The 14,553-nt window shown below is 40.5% G+C and carries 12 protein-coding genes; 1 reads left to right on the top strand and 11 read right to left on the bottom strand.

Annotated features, from left to right (window positions below; all coding sequences use genetic code 11):
• Window positions 1-21: 21 nt before the first annotated feature.
• Together ACQKMH_RS10030 and ACQKMH_RS10035 are read right to left on the bottom strand one after the other, a co-directional pair.
• A complete protein-coding gene (locus ACQKMH_RS10030) occupies window positions 22-963 on the bottom strand; it encodes a hydroxymethylglutaryl-CoA lyase (protein ID WP_427587239.1) in 942 nt (313 codons plus the stop codon).
• Window positions 964-991: 28 nt separating this feature from the next.
• On the bottom strand, window positions 992-2,230 hold the full coding sequence (locus ACQKMH_RS10035; RefSeq protein WP_427587240.1) for a CaiB/BaiF CoA transferase family protein: 1,239 nt from the start codon (window positions 2,228-2,230) through the stop codon (window positions 992-994).
• Between the two features lie 254 nt (window positions 2,231-2,484).
• Here ACQKMH_RS10035 and ACQKMH_RS10040 point away from each other — a divergent pair, with 254 nt between their 5' ends.
• Window positions 2,485-3,150 carry a GntR family transcriptional regulator gene (locus ACQKMH_RS10040; RefSeq protein ID WP_427587241.1) on the top strand — a complete coding sequence of 222 codons (666 nt, stop codon included), beginning with the start codon at window positions 2,485-2,487 and terminating at the stop codon, window positions 3,148-3,150.
• Window positions 3,151-3,839: 689 nt separating this feature from the next.
• Here ACQKMH_RS10040 and ACQKMH_RS10045 read toward each other — a convergent pair.
• From ACQKMH_RS10045 to kdpB, 9 genes are all read right to left on the bottom strand, one after another.
• On the bottom strand, window positions 3,840-4,028 hold the full coding sequence (locus ACQKMH_RS10045; protein ID WP_427587242.1) for a carboxymuconolactone decarboxylase family protein: 189 nt from the start codon (window positions 4,026-4,028) through the stop codon (window positions 3,840-3,842).
• Between the two features lie 48 nt (window positions 4,029-4,076).
• Window positions 4,077-4,826 carry an ABC transporter permease gene (locus ACQKMH_RS10050; protein ID WP_427587243.1) on the bottom strand — a complete coding sequence of 250 codons (750 nt, stop codon included), beginning with the start codon at window positions 4,824-4,826 and terminating at the stop codon, window positions 4,077-4,079.
• Window positions 4,827-5,588, bottom strand: a complete 762-nt coding sequence (locus ACQKMH_RS10055; RefSeq protein WP_427587244.1) for an ABC transporter ATP-binding protein — start codon at window positions 5,586-5,588, stop codon at window positions 4,827-4,829. It lies immediately after the preceding gene.
• Window positions 5,589-5,787: 199 nt separating this feature from the next.
• The gene (locus tag ACQKMH_RS10060) at window positions 5,788-6,141 is read right to left on the bottom strand and encodes a DUF1048 domain-containing protein (protein ID WP_427587245.1); all 354 of its coding nucleotides are present in this window, start codon (window positions 6,139-6,141) and stop codon (window positions 5,788-5,790) included.
• Window positions 6,142-6,212: 71 nt separating this feature from the next.
• The gene (locus tag ACQKMH_RS10065) at window positions 6,213-6,533 is read right to left on the bottom strand and encodes a PadR family transcriptional regulator (RefSeq protein ID WP_427587246.1); all 321 of its coding nucleotides are present in this window, start codon (window positions 6,531-6,533) and stop codon (window positions 6,213-6,215) included.
• Between the two features lie 1,069 nt (window positions 6,534-7,602).
• Window positions 7,603-9,402: a S9 family peptidase gene (locus ACQKMH_RS10070; protein ID WP_427587565.1), complete on the bottom strand. Its 1,800-nt coding sequence runs from the start codon at window positions 9,400-9,402 to the stop codon at window positions 7,603-7,605.
• 138 nt (window positions 9,403-9,540) lie between these two features.
• Entirely contained in the window at window positions 9,541-11,856 is a 2,316-nt protein-coding gene (locus tag ACQKMH_RS10075) for a universal stress protein (RefSeq protein WP_427587247.1), read from the bottom strand.
• A gap of 60 nt (window positions 11,857-11,916) precedes the next feature.
• Window positions 11,917-12,474 (bottom strand): potassium-transporting ATPase subunit KdpC, encoded by a 558-nt coding sequence (gene kdpC, locus ACQKMH_RS10080; RefSeq protein WP_427587248.1) that lies wholly within the window; start codon window positions 12,472-12,474, stop codon window positions 11,917-11,919.
• Between the two features lie 25 nt (window positions 12,475-12,499).
• Complete coding sequence (kdpB, locus tag ACQKMH_RS10085) at window positions 12,500-14,539, bottom strand: potassium-transporting ATPase subunit KdpB (protein ID WP_427587249.1); 2,040 nt, start codon at window positions 14,537-14,539, stop codon at window positions 12,500-12,502.
• Between the last annotated feature and the right edge of the window lie 14 nt (window positions 14,540-14,553).

Raw genomic sequence — 14,553 nt, forward strand, 5'->3', positions numbered from 1 at the left:
ATATATTTGAATGAAAAACGGTTAAGAGTTCTGTTTTACAATATCATCGGTGTTATTTTCTGGGGTGAATGGATTTGCTATTTTGTGAAGGTGACCAGTCAATGTACGATTCGTCATTTTTTTTATCAGAGTTACACAATGCATTAGTTTATCAAAATCAATGCCAGTCTCTATTCCCATTTCATGAAGCATGAATACAAAGTCTTCAGTTGCATCGTTTCCTGCCGCCCCCGGCGCAAAGGGACAACCACCTAATCCTCCTATGGAAGTATCAAAAGATGTGATACCCGCTTGCAATGCTGCTAATGAGTTGGCTTTTGATAAACCATAAGTATCATGGAAATGGGCTGTGATTTTTGCAGTGGGTGAGAGATCCAATGTTTTACCGAACAAATGATATACATGCTTAGGATTAGCCCGGCCAATTGTATCGCAAAGCACAATTTCATCCACATTTAATTTTTCTAATGCCTGAACTAGACCAAGGGTTGTCTCTTCCTGAACCGGACCTTCATATGGGCAATAAAAAGCTGTTGAGATATGGAATCGTATGAACATATTTTCCTTCTTAGCCTCCTCTACGACAGAGGATAACTGGAATAAGGACTCTTCAATGGACATCCTTACATTTTTTTTATTGAACGTCTCACTTGCCGCAACAAACAAGGCCAGACTGGTTGCCCCTTCATCTTTAGCCAAATCAAATCCCCGCTTATTCGGAATCAATGTCATATATTGCACATCTTCTCGTTTGTTGATATTTCTAAAAACTTCGGCTCCATCTGCCATTTGTGGTACATGTTTGGGTGAAACGAATGAAGTAGCCTCCATTCTTTTAATTCCCGTCTCACTCAGCGCATGTATCAATTGCAATTTCGAATCAGTTGGAATAAAGATTTTTTCATTCTGAATTCCGTCCCTTGGTCCAGATTCTATGATTTCAACACGTTTTGGTAAGTTCATTATTATTTCATCTCCTCATTTTGTACTGCTATTTTTTCAGCTTAATAGTTTCATGATCTGAAATAACCCCGGAAGCGAGCCACTCATCATATTTATCCTCCGCTAGTTCCAAATCCCCCTTTAAAACCTTTTCTGTGTGCTCTCCTAGTTTTGGACCAGCCCAATTAATACTTCCGGGAGTTTTGCTCAACTTGGGTACAATGCCTGGAACTTTAAGCTTTCCAAGGCCTTCAACATCCATTTTATAGATCATTTCCCTAGCAAGGAAATGTGGATCATGCATCATGTCCTCAACACTATAAATTGATCCTGCGGGTATGTCTGAATCGTCAAGCAATACCAAGGCATCAGCTAAATTATGTTGTATTGTCCAACCACCAATTACTTCATCTAGATACTCAGCATTCTGGACACGACCGTCATTCGTCGAGAATTTAAGGTCATCTCTTAAATCAGGCCTTTTGATAACGTCCATAAGCCTCTTGAAAATGCCATCTCCATTTGCACCGATTACAATGTATTTCCCATCCCGGCAAGGATATGTATTCGAAGGAGCAATTCCTGGTAAGGTGCTTCCGGTTCTTTCACGAACCACTCCAAAATGGTCGTACTCTGGAACTGCACTTTCCATTAAACTGAAGATAGATTCATATAGAGCGACGTCAACACATTGTCCTTCTCCCCCAGGTTGGTCCCTATGATATACAGCCATAAGTGCCCCCATAACAGCATATAATCCAGTTACAGAATCTCCCAAACTAACTCCAACCCTTGTTGGTGGCCTATCAGGATAACCTGTTAAATAACGGAGCCCCCCCATTGCTTCTCCAATACTTCCAAACCCTGGCTTATTTCGGTACGGTCCATCTTGACCATATCCTGATACCCTGACCATAATGATCTTAGGATTAATTTTTCTTAAATCCTCATAGCCAAGTCCCCACTTTTCCATAGTCCCGGGTTTGAAGTTTTCAATAATAATATCCACTTCTTTTGTTAATTCCCTAATGATCTCCTGGGCTTCCGTTTTGCGTAAGTCCAATGAAATACTTTTTTTATTCCTGGATTGAACAAACCACCATAAGGATGTGCCCTCATATAGCAATCTCCAATTTCTGATAGGGTCCCCCTTTCCTGGAGGTTCTACTTTTATAACCTCGGCACCAAAGTCGGCCATTAATCTTCCGGCAAAAGGACCAGCTATCAAACTTCCTAATTCCAAAACCTTTAATCCCTTCAACGCACCCTGTTTTATATCTTCACCCATGAGCATTCACCTCTTTTTAATAGTTACATATAAATGCAAACAAAAAATTTCCTAATTTTTTGATAATTCTTATAATAATTGACAATTGTTTTAATGTCAACGGTTAACCGTCAACATATTATATGTTATAATTTGAACTATTAAAGTAGGATTTAAGCTTTTATTATTGAAATATATCTATGAACTGAAAAACCCTAATAAATTGAAGGCCATTTGTTAAATAGATATTAATATGTTTTATAGGGGGCACTATTATGAAAGAAATACAGAAAACTGAACTGCTTCATAATCAGGTATATCACATCCTGAAGGGTATGATTATAGACGGTGAATATCAGCCTGGAGAGCGTTTGGTCGAAACCAGGGTTGCTGAAAGAATCGGGGTTAGCAGGGGTACAATTAGAGAAGCCTTCCAGATGTTGTTGAAAGATTACCTACTCGTTCGTAATGGTAAGGCCATTTCCGTCTATAACCCTAGCGCACAGGACATAATTGATGTATATCAATGTCGAATAAGCCTTGAATCTTTAGCTGTTAAATTAGCAACTCAAAATATCACTGACGAAGAATTAAACAAGTTGGTTGAAGTTATAAATGACTCTAAAATAGCCGTGAAGATGAATGATACAAAAAAGCTTACACAACTAAATCAGGAATTTCACGATATTATTGATCTTGCTTCCCACAACCATCAATTAATCCAATTATGCGATGTTATCAAGACGAAAATACTCTATATAAGGACTAGTATTTTAAAAGTACATTTTAAAAACTTTTCAGATTTTGTAGATGATCATGAACGGATCCTTATAGCCATTCAGAGAAAAGATCCGGTACAAGCCGAACAGGAAATGCATTCCCATATCGAAAAAAGCCTCAATACAATAAAAGCAACTTTTAAGACCGTCATTGATCAATAAAGGATTTGATTTTCAATTTTTTGTAAAATAGAATTAAAAAAACAGCAGTACTTTCTTTAGTATTTCTGCCCCTCGCGTAAGAGGATATTATGAAAGGTTGTAAAATATCTATTACAGACACTTTAATGCATTGTAATATTAGCAAAAAGAAAGAGCAGCACCATAAAGGTCTGCTCTTTTATTATTATTGCATCACTTCAGATTACTATATTTTTGTGAAGTATGAAGATAAAAAGTCACAAAACAAACTATTGGTGGGCTCAGACGAGCTGTTACTATCATGTCATAAGGTGTATATACGGTGATCAAAGGTGCAAAAATAGAGATTCACTTTATTGTCATTATGGTTGAGGAAAAAGCCATTGGAACGGGAGCAGTTCTATAATCGATTGCACAACAAGATTAGTAAGGAACTATGAACAGACAACGAGTTCGAAAAACAGGCATCACAAATACAAAAGGAAAACCTTTTAATGCATAAGATAGAATAAAACAACTTAAAATCCGATTAAGGGAGAAAAACTCTCTCTTTTCGTGCGGCCTTAAAATTTTTTCCTTCAAGCGAAAAAAAACTATGAATCACATTCCAACTGAAATGTAATCCATAGTTCCTTAAGTTAATGACATTGATTACCAAAGCGGTTTTGCCTCGGAATCCACTCTTTTACTGTCAATTATATCTATGGGCTTTATTCTTTTAATTTCTCCACCTGCGAAAGAGCACTACCCGCTGTAAATACTTCTAAAGCATGCATGGCAAACCTCGAGTTGGGATAAGTGATCGAGCAGCCACCACTCACACCAATTTTGAGGGTTTCCATGATTACATCGATGGTTACCCGGCATGTAAGCAGTCTTCCATATGATAGCAAATGCATTCATCGCAGCGGCTGACTATTGATATGGCTAATCCCATAATGGTGTACTTACCCTAACTGGCGTTTAAATACTTTACTGGCGAAGAAGTAAGCGATGACCATGATGCCGACGCACCAGGCAAGCGCGATCCAGATATCGTTGCCGACAGACCCTTCATACAAGAGGGCACGAATCGCATTCACGATTGAAGTCACGGGCTGGTTCTCAGCGAACGCACGGACAATTTTAGGCATGGTTTCGGTGGGGACAAAGGCAGAACTGATAAACGGCAGGAAAATCAGCGGGTACGAGTAGGCTGTCGCCCCTTCCATAGACCCTGCTGTCAATCCGGGAATGATCGCCAGCCATGTCAGCGCCAGCGTAAACAGCCCGAGTATCCCAGCTACCGCGAGCCAATCCAGGATACCAGCGCTGGAACGGAAGCCCATCAATAGCGCGACAAGGATTACCACCACGACAGTAAGCGCATTGGAAACAAGCGAGGTCAACACGTGAGCCCACAATACCGACGAGCGCTTGATGGGCATGGTAATGAAACGCGCCATCAGCCCGCTCTTTACATCCGTAAACAGCCGCACGGAAGTGTAAGCGACGCCGGATGCGATAGCCATCAGCAAGATTCCCGGCAATAAATAATTGACGTAGTTGTCCGTGCCTGACTCTATGGCGCCGCCAAATACGTAGACAAACAGCAGCAGCATCATAATCGGCGTAATTGCAACCGTGATAATTGTATCCGGGCTGCGCATGATGTTGCGCATTAAACGCCCTAGTAATACCCCTGTTTTGCTTTTCATTTACAGTTCCTCCTTTTTGCCGATGATCGCGAGGAAAATTTCCTCCAATGTCGGCTGCTTCTCGATGTATTCAACTTTCGCTGGCGGGAACATCTCCTTGAGTTCGGTAAGGGTCCCAGTCGAGATGATTTTTCCGCCATGCAGGATGGCGATACGGTCGGCCAGTTGTTCGGCTTCCTCCAGGTACTGGGTCGTCAGCAAGATGGTCGTGCCGCCTCCGGCAAGCTCCTTGACGGTATCCCAGACTTCGATCCGCGCTTCGGGGTCAAGCCCTGTCGTTGGTTCGTCGAGAAAAATGACTTCTGGCGTCCCGATCAGGCTCATGGCGATGTCAAGCCGGCGCTTCATCCCTCCGGAATATTTGTCCGCCCGGCGGTTGGCCGCATCGGTCAGGCTGAATCTTGCAAGCAGATTGTCGGCGACTTGAGCGGGATTGGAAACTCCCCGCAACTTGGCGATCATCATCAAGTTTTCCCGCCCGGTGAGCATGCCGTCTAAGGCTGCGAACTGCCCTGTCAGGCTGATGCTCTGGCGAACATGATCCGGTTGACGCTGGACGTCAAAGCCGCCAATACTTACTTCGCCGTCATCGGCCTTCATCAGCGTCGAGAGGATATTGACCGTCGTCGTCTTGCCCGCTCCATTTGAGCCCAGCAGTGCGAAAATTTCGCCACGCCGCACTTCAAAATCCACCCCTTTTAAGACTTCCTTGTCTTTAAAGGATTTTTTTAACCCTTTTACAGAAATCGCTGCATCGTTCATACTTTTTTCCTCCTTATATTAAGCACAGCAAGGCCGCTTGTGAGCTTCGTAATTATCCGGTCGAGCGCCCTGCGAAGCTAGATTGCCTATTCTCTTCTATTTAGTCTGACTGATAATCTGTATAACTTATTACCGAGTTAAAATATAACTGAATAGCTAAGGTGGCAATTCACATTTGTAACCAGCTATTCAGTAAGCATTATCTATTGAATTTATTTTTTCCCAATCGCTCCATGATACTTTGATTCAAATCTTCACGATATTTGGCGACATAGGTTTTAGCGTTTGCCACTAGTTCGTCGGCAAAGGACGCCACGTCATCCCCTGTGATTTCCAGCACTTGTCTGCCTTCCGCCGCACCGGCTTCGAACAAATCGATTAATTCATACTGCATGTGCAGCATATCCATCCCGCTGCCCGCTGAGAAATTCCACATGTAGTTTTGAATTTTCTTGAAAACAAACTGGTAGTCCTCTGGCAGGGTTTCAACCCGTGCCATCATCATCTTGTACTCCCTTTTATCACCAATCATTTTTTTGAACATTTCCATCATGTTATTTTTCCTCCTTTTTAATAAAGCTGAACAAGACACTCCAGAAATATCGTACGGAATATCTTATGAAGCTAAATTGACTTTAAGACGTTGATTTTTGTTGATACAAAATCCCATTTTTCCCAAAATAATTCTAGTTCCTGGCGACCAGCCTCATTAAGTGAGTAAAACTTGCGGGGTGGCCCCATATCTGACGGTTTCCTTTCAATGTTCACCAGTTTTTTCTTTTCTAATCGCACGAGGATGGTGTAGACCGTCCCTTCCACGACTTCAGTAAACCCAAGCTCGTTCAGGCGCCGGGTAATCTCGTAGCCATAGGTTTCATGGCGGCTGATGATTTCCAGTACGCAGCCTTCCAGCGAACCCTTCAGCATTTCAGTTAAATTTTCCATGTTCAGAGCCTCCTCTATTTTGTGACTTATATGATAACGTAGTTCCGAGGGGAATTTATACTGAATAGCTTTTGGGAAATCACACTATTCAGTATTACTTATTACTTCTAAACTGTAACACTGAGTAGCAGAGGTGTCAACTTTTTCTTAAAAATATTATTGCCGCTCCACTATTCAGTGCTGTCGGTATCAAGTGTTACTTACTACAAGGTATGCTGTAACACGTAGTAGAGTGACTGTCAAATTGATTTTTTTAATTTTTTTTTTAAAAACCAGCTATCTCCATTGGATACAACCGATTTTCTTTATGGAGCATTTACTTCCTCCTATTCTTCTTTCACAATAATTACACCGCGGATTATTCCCAACCAGCAGCTATACAAGTAGGTTCCCGGTTTCTCTGGTGTGAAAACGATGAGGTTTTCTCCTCCTTCCAGTGACCAATTCCTTACGAAGAAATGTTTTAGAGTATTCCCGAAATGAAAGAAGAACTTTGTATACCTATGGTCTTAATAATCTCAGCAGAAAAGTAAATGTTTATTATGCACTCCTGCAAGATGTGGGGACGTTTTTCTTTTGGGGTTCACGGGAGCTTTAGTAAAATAACTGAGGATTATTCATGTAACTCCTTCACGTTTTTCACTTTTCCACTAACGGGCGCGATTATGAAATAACTCTTAGATTTAAACGACTTTTTAAGTGCGATGAAGTAACTATATCAAAAATTTAAATACTTTATTGTCACTCTACAAAACAACCTTGATTTTTTCTAACCTAAGCAGAATAATCAAGGTTTTTACTTCCAAAAAATATCTTAGTCTATAAAATTCGTGTTTCTTTATTTTTTTATATCGTAGATATGGAAATTAAGGCAAGCCTACTGCCCTTTTTACACGTATCTCGGCTGAACCCCTAAAAACGACTCATCAGGAAGTCCTATTTTTTACTAATCCCCAAACCGCCGAACTAAAACAACATCCAGCTTTCCTACATGAAAAACCCCGCTTCATCACTTTGAACGTGAATGGCAGGGTTTCTAATTTAAATAAATGAAATATTTTGATGCGGGTTATACTTTCTCTGTCACTGCTGTGAATCGCTTTAAGAATGAGAGAATTTTTTGATAAACAGCAATTTCATTTTCTTTTTTGGAAAATCCATGCCCTTCATCTTCTAAAAGCATATAATCAACATCTCTTCCTTTTTCCTTCAGAGCTTGAACGATTTGATCTGATTCCTCCTTGACGACGCGGGGATCGTTGGCTCCTTGAATGACAAGCATTGGTTTTGTCATGGAATCTAAATAGGTGATGGGTGAGTACTCGATTAGTTTTTCCTTATCTTTTTCCGGGTTTCCTACCCATTGATCCATAACTGGCTTCCAGTCTTCTGGAACGGAATTGATGAATGAGAATAGGTTGGATGGGCCGAAAATATCGACAACCGCTTTAAAATAATCCGCATGTCGTCCGTGGAGCAGAAGTGCCATATACCCTCCGAAGCTTCCGCCCATCAATAGAATGTTACCTTTTTGTACAAATCCTTGTTCGATCAGCCAATCCAGCCCTGCAACATTATCAAGGCGTGGTCCGCTTCCCCAATTTCCTTCTACCATTTTCTTGAATTCCAAACCATAACCAGTAGAACCGCGAAAGTTTGGAGCAAAAATACTGTAGCCTTGATTCAGGAAAAATTGAAAAGATGCTCTGAAGGATTTTCGTTCTGCCGCTTGAGGTCCTCCATGGGGCCAAAAAATGACTTCACCATTATCATTCTCCTTTTTTGACCTAAAAAATAACGATTCAATTTCCAAGCCATCAAATGTACGGTACTTGATAATGTCCGGTTCAACCAATTCATTTGAGTCGACCCCAGGTACAGTATATTTAGTTAGTGATACCCATTCGTCACCTGTTTTTTTGTAAATATTATGTGGCTTGGTTGCGCTCATGCCAAATAAGTAAAGCGTTCCTGTTGAAGCAACCTCAAGTTTATTAATGACGCTGCACGGCACAGGGATATTTCTCCAATCTCCATTTTGCAGATTGAATTCATATAATTGATCCTCTACACCCTTTTGGCTGGTTACATATAATAGATGATTCTCTTTACTATATTTCAAGACACTAAAACTCTCATTCTCCAATTCTTTAACTTTACTGAAATGGTTTGTTTCAAGGTTGTATGAAGCCAAATAGGTAAAGTCCGAATCATAATCAGTCAATAAATATATCATCGAATCTGTAACAAAAACACCGTCACTAACTGTGTGTTGTTTCTCAGTAGGCGGGGTAACCAGAATATTTTCGTTCCCGCGTTTCGCATAAAGAAGTGTATATGTATTAGCAAAGTGTTTATAGTATAGTAAGGTTTCTTCATCGGGACTGAAGCCAAATAAATAGGTCGCTGCATCTTTCCCCTCCAGTACCAGCGTTTCCTGTCCTGATTCTAAATCTAAACAATAGGCATTTAGAAAGGAAGGATTTCCTCTGGATGTCGTGTAATAGAGCTTTTTACCGTCATTCGATAATTTTGGCATGAAATTACGTGTATTTTCATGATGGACAATTTCCTTCATTGTCCCGCCCTTCAAAGGAATCCCGTAAAACTGAGTATTTTCATTACCGTCCTGATCAAAACCAGCCATGATAAACCTGCTCTCTTTATCATATAGCAGCTCTTGGCAGCTTTGATCAATGGATGTAAGTGGATATGGAAAGGAATTTGGTAAATCCATTGCCCATAGATTATACTTGCCGCTTAAATTCGTGCTGAATACAAGTTGTTTTTCATCTGGACTAACCGCAAAATCACCAATGGAAAAAGTTCGTAGAAATTGCTCAACATCATGTTTTGGAAAAGTGATCATCATTTGCAACCCCTTATATTTATAATATAATGAAAAATCTGTAATTAATTATACCATATTTTCCCTAATCAACACATATAAAGCGTTCCTGAATCCCAAATGATCTTCTCAAAATAAACACCTACCATGATATGAAATTTAATCGGCTACAATCAAAACATCAAGGTGTCTAGCTTCCCTTAAAAGACGAACAACAATTGACCCTCCCTTCATTTCTTGCCATCTCGTTCTTGCTGATTGCCCTAAAATAATTTGTGTAGCTTTTTTGTCATGTAATTGTTTCTTAATATCATGGACCACTGAACGTTTATTCCTGGTTGTATGCAATACAAAATGGCCTCCTAATCGATGTGTTAGGCTTACGAGTTTATCAAGAATCATCTCTTCATCAGTCCGCAGCTCTTTTTGATGTTTTACGAAAATAACAAACCAATTTGCTTTAAGACGATAAGCTATGCGGAATCCTCTTCTAATTAGACGCTCTGAATCCGCTTTTAGGTTGACGCTGACAAAAATCACTTCATCTTCTCTCCATGGTCCCCTTACACCTTCCTTACGTTTTAATGACTCTAACCTGTCATCCACTTCATCCGCCAATTCACGGAGTGCAAGTTCTCTCAATGCTATTAGGTTTTGTGTCTTGAAGAAATGGCTAAGTGACTGTTCCACTTTATCCATGGCATATATATCCCCCTCTACCATCCTTTGCCGGAGCGCCTTTGGGGAAATATCGATCAACTCAATTTCATCCGCTAGTTGTAGAATGCTGTCAGGTACTGTTTCTCTAACTGAAACACCTGTTATTTGCTTTACACTATCATTCAAACTTTCTATATGTTGAATATTCATTGTGGAAATTACCGAAATTCCTGAGTTCAATATGGTCATTACATCTTGATATCTTTTTCGATTTTTGATTCCTGGTGCGTTCGTATGTGGTAATTCATCTAACAGGACTACCTCAGGATTTCGTATCATAATGGCATCAAGATCCATTTCCTCCAATAATACGTTTTTATATGGAATGAGCTTTCTAGGCACGATTTCTAAATTCCCCACTTGGGAGGCAGTTTCTTTTCGCCCATGTGTCTCCAGTAATCCAATCACCACATCAAGTCCATTTTCTTTTAAGTGATTTGCCTCCCTTAGCATGGTATATGTTTTTCCAACACCAGGAGCAGCTCCGATATAAATTTTAAATGTCCCTCTTTTCACCCCTTCGACTTTTTCATGCAATTCATCAGGTGTGAGTCTGTGATATGGATTTCCACTACTTTTTTCCGTCTTTATTGCAGGGATGATTCTCTCCCCAAATGCTTTAACCCTTTCTGCTACAATAAATACATCAATGTTCTTCGATTTTCTCAATATTTTATTGATAATGGAACCGTTGATCATCTCCTCCCACGCTGACTTTTTGGATTGGCCTAGGATAATTCGGGTTATTTGATGCTGCATGGAAAATCGGACTATTTCATCGGCTATTTCGTCTTCCTTCATTATTATCTCAATAAACGTTCCCTTTAATTTAGTGATCAGCTTTTGCATGGACCTTTTAAAGATTTCTTCCTCTTTAGAGAGTTTTCTTGTTTTTGAGATAAAGGAAGCTATTATGAACTCACCGCCCAAACGCTTGGCAATTTGATCTCCTCGTCTAATTAATATAGAACCATTCAAATGATATTGCACACAGACCAAGATTCGCTCCGTTGCACCTGAAGGACCCAATAAACCCTCTTGTTCCCTTTGTTCAGTCAGATTCTCTTCAACTTCTTCAGCTAAATACCGAAGCGACAATTCCCGAAGAGTGGCTAAATTACCATTGTTGTAAAACTGTAACAACCCTTCCTCTTTCTTCTCGATTTCCCCTTTTTGCAGACGTTTTAAAATGGCTTCAGGGGTGACGTCCAAAAGACGTACTTCATCAGCATTTGTTAGGGTATCTTCGGGCACTGTAACTTGTAGGTGAAAGGGAAGTTTCAGGAATTGATCGGCAACTTCCTTCACTCCTTTCAACTCATAAATATTTATGGTCGTTATGACACTGATTTCATTTTTAATTAATTCTTTAACGTCGTCCAATCTGGTTGGATTTTTTGCATGACGATGATTTTCATGTGCTAATCGATCAACTAAAACCACCTCTGGATTCCGCTTGTAAATACCCTCCAAATCAAGATCCTGCCCAGTGTGTCCGTTTTGTTCCCATTCTATAGCAGGTATAAGTTCAAGACTGCCTAACTGTTTAAGCGTTTTAGGACTACAGGGCTTGCTGACTATTCCGACAACAACGTCAATCCCTCGTTTTTTCAATTCATTTCCTTCAAGAAGCAAATGGTAGGTCTTCCCCGAACCGCTCACAGCGCCAAGTATGATTTTCAGCCTTCCCCTTTGGATATTGGAAATCGACTCTAGAATTTCATCCGATGTTTTCCGGCGAAATTGTTCCGACATAATCCCACCTCCTCATTAGTTCTATTGCAATCGGAGAGTAAATCTCTCTCTACAACAAATTTATTTTAATTTGTCCAATGCTAGATTTAACTCTAAAACATTAATTCGAGGTTCCCCAAAAAATCCAAATGATCGGCTGCTCGTATACTTTTCCACTAGAAGATATATCTTTTTTTCAGACAATTCCCTTTCATGGGCAATACGGGGAACCTGTACCTTGGCACCATCAGGAGAAATATTGGGATCAAGCCCTGACCCCGAATTTGTCATTAAATCAGATGGTATGTCTGCTTTATCGACAGTAGGGTTTTCATCTAAAAATTTTGAAATATCTTTTTTTGTCCGATCAATGAGCTCCTCATTTGAAGGAGAATAGTTTAACGTGCCTGAATTAGCTGCATCATATTCAATAGATGAAACACGACCTTGAAAGTACCGAGAATCTTTAAACGATTGGCCGATCATTTCGGAACCGATTATTTCTCCCGATTCATTCTTAATTAAACTGCCCTCTGCTTTTGCGGACATCGTCAACTGTGCCAAACCTGTCATCAGCACCGGATAGGCCACTCCACATATGAGAAGAAGCACAATAACCAAACGTAAGTTTTTTAACATGGAATTCCACCCTTAATTTATATTTTTAAACCACTCTTAACACGACAAGAAGTAAATCAATCACTTTAATTCCAATGAAGGGAACTAACACTCCCCCCACTCCATAAAGGGCCAAATTCCGCTTCAACAATCTTGTAGCGCTCATAGGAACATATTTAACCCCTTTCATTGCCAATGGTATTAGCAATGGAATGATAATGGCGTTAAATATTAAAGCTGATAATATGGCACTTTGCGGTGTTGCTAAACCCATAATGTTCAGGGCTTTCATTTGAGGTATCGCCAACATGAACATGGCTGGGATTATCGCAAAATATTTAGCTACATCATTCGCGATGCTAAAGGTTGTCAATGCCCCCCGGGTCATGAGCAACTGTTTCCCAATGGATACTACTTCAATGATTTTTGTGGGATCTGAATCTAAATCCACCATATTAGCGGCTTCCTTCGCCGCGTTTGTTCCTGTATTCATCGCCAACCCTACATCTGCCTGTGCCAATGCAGGGGCATCGTTTGTGCCATCTCCAGTCATAGCAACAAGCTTGCCCTCCGCTTGTTCCCGCTTGATGACGGAGATTTTATCCTCCGGCTTAGCTTCTGCGATAAAATCATCGACACCTGCTTCTTTGGCAATAGTTGCAGCAGTTAAAGGGTTATCCCCCGTGCACATTATGCTTTTTATCCCCATTTTCCTTAACTCATCAAATCGTTCCTTCATGCCTGGTTTCACTGTATCTTTCAAGTAGATTGTGCCAAGTATACGGTTTCCCTCTGTGACAACCAGTGGGGTACCCCCTTTTTTGGCCACTTCATCACAAATATCTTTTAAACCGGCTGGCACTTCTCCCCCTTGATGCTCTATATATTTCATGATCGTATCAACCGCACCTTTTCGGATCCTTTTTCCATCAGAAAAATCAGTTCCGCTCATTCTGGTTTCAGCTGTAAATTCAATTCCTACCGAACCGGTTTTATTCAGCGTATTTTCAGGCAACCCGATTTTTTTTGCAAATTCTACAACGGAACGGCCCTCAGGGGTATCATCATGTAAAGATGCGTATACAGCATATTGGGTAAGCTCCTCCTGACTAATACCGCTAGCCGGTATTAAGTCAGAGGCCATCCGGTTTCCATGTGTTATCGTTCCTGTTTTATCAAGGATGATTGTATTGATATCACCAGCGGCTTCCACCGATTTTCCAGACTTCGCAATAACATTGAATTGTGTCACCCTATCCATCCCCGCTATTCCTATAGCTGAGAGCAAACCGCCTATCGTTGTGGGGATCAAGCAAACCAGTAAAGCTACAAGTGTAGCGATGGGTAAGGTAACGTGTATATATGATGCAATTGGCACAAGCGTCGTACATACAAGCAAAAAGATAATGGTCAAGCTGACCAGAAGTGTACCCAGTGCGATTTCATTCGGTGTTTTTTGCCTTTTTGCTCCTTCCACCAAATTAATCATCCGATCAAGGAAAGATTCCCCAGGATCTGCACTGACTTTAACTTTGATATAATCACTAATAACTTTTGTTCCGCCTGTTACTGAACTGAAATCTCCACCAGGTTCTTTTATTACGGAAGCTGATTCACCCGTGATTGCTGATTCATCTATAGCAGCGACTCCTTCGATGATTTCTCCATCGGTTGGTATTAAATCGTTTGCCTCCACTAAAACCATATCGCCTTTACGTAAATGCAAGGCATCGACTATTTTTATGGAACCATCTTTCTGGATTAACCTTGCTTTTGTATCCTGCTTTGTCTTTTTCAGGCTATTAGCTTGTGCTTTTCCGCGTCCCTCAGCAAGAGCTTCCGCAAAATTAGCGAAAATGATCGTTACAAATAAAATGATGGTTACTGCAACGTTATACCCCCTGTCAGCTATTCCACCAAAAATATCAGGGAATATAGACAGAATTAAGGTAATGACAAATCCCACTTCAACAACAAACATGACTGGATTGCGAGCCATGACTTTTGGATTCAATTTCTTGAGTGCATCTTTACCTGCCTCATAAACAATGCTCTTATTTAAATTTGCTATTCGCTCTGTACTCATTTGGAATGCTCCTT

The organism is Peribacillus sp. NPDC097895 (assembly GCF_050277555.1).
GTDB lineage: Bacteria > Bacillota > Bacilli > Bacillales > DSM-1321 > Peribacillus.

What these genes read in the sequence shown, in the direction of transcription:
- ACQKMH_RS10045 (WP_427587242.1), bottom strand. Translation starts at nt 4,028, where the DNA reads ATGCATTTGCTATCATATGGAAGACTGCTTACATGCCGGGTAACCATC.
- ACQKMH_RS10060 (WP_427587245.1), bottom strand. Translation starts at nt 6,141, where the DNA reads ATGATGGAAATGTTCAAAAAAATGATTGGTGATAAAAGGGAGTACAAG.
- ACQKMH_RS10055 (WP_427587244.1), bottom strand. Translation starts at nt 5,588, where the DNA reads ATGAACGATGCAGCGATTTCTGTAAAAGGGTTAAAAAAATCCTTTAAA.
- kdpB (WP_427587249.1), bottom strand. Translation starts at nt 14,539, where the DNA reads ATGAGTACAGAGCGAATAGCAAATTTAAATAAGAGCATTGTTTATGAG.
- ACQKMH_RS10065 (WP_427587246.1), bottom strand. Translation starts at nt 6,533, where the DNA reads ATGGAAAATTTAACTGAAATGCTGAAGGGTTCGCTGGAAGGCTGCGTA.
- ACQKMH_RS10050 (WP_427587243.1), bottom strand. Translation starts at nt 4,826, where the DNA reads ATGAAAAGCAAAACAGGGGTATTACTAGGGCGTTTAATGCGCAACATC.
- ACQKMH_RS10075 (WP_427587247.1), bottom strand. Translation starts at nt 11,856, where the DNA reads ATGTCGGAACAATTTCGCCGGAAAACATCGGATGAAATTCTAGAGTCG.
- ACQKMH_RS10040 (WP_427587241.1), top strand. Translation starts at nt 2,485, where the DNA reads ATGAAAGAAATACAGAAAACTGAACTGCTTCATAATCAGGTATATCAC.
- kdpC (WP_427587248.1), bottom strand. Translation starts at nt 12,474, where the DNA reads ATGTTAAAAAACTTACGTTTGGTTATTGTGCTTCTTCTCATATGTGGA.
- ACQKMH_RS10030 (WP_427587239.1), bottom strand. Translation starts at nt 963, where the DNA reads ATGAACTTACCAAAACGTGTTGAAATCATAGAATCTGGACCAAGGGAC.
- ACQKMH_RS10035 (WP_427587240.1), bottom strand. Translation starts at nt 2,230, where the DNA reads ATGGGTGAAGATATAAAACAGGGTGCGTTGAAGGGATTAAAGGTTTTG.
- ACQKMH_RS10070 (WP_427587565.1), bottom strand. Translation starts at nt 9,402, where the DNA reads ATGATCACTTTTCCAAAACATGATGTTGAGCAATTTCTACGAACTTTT.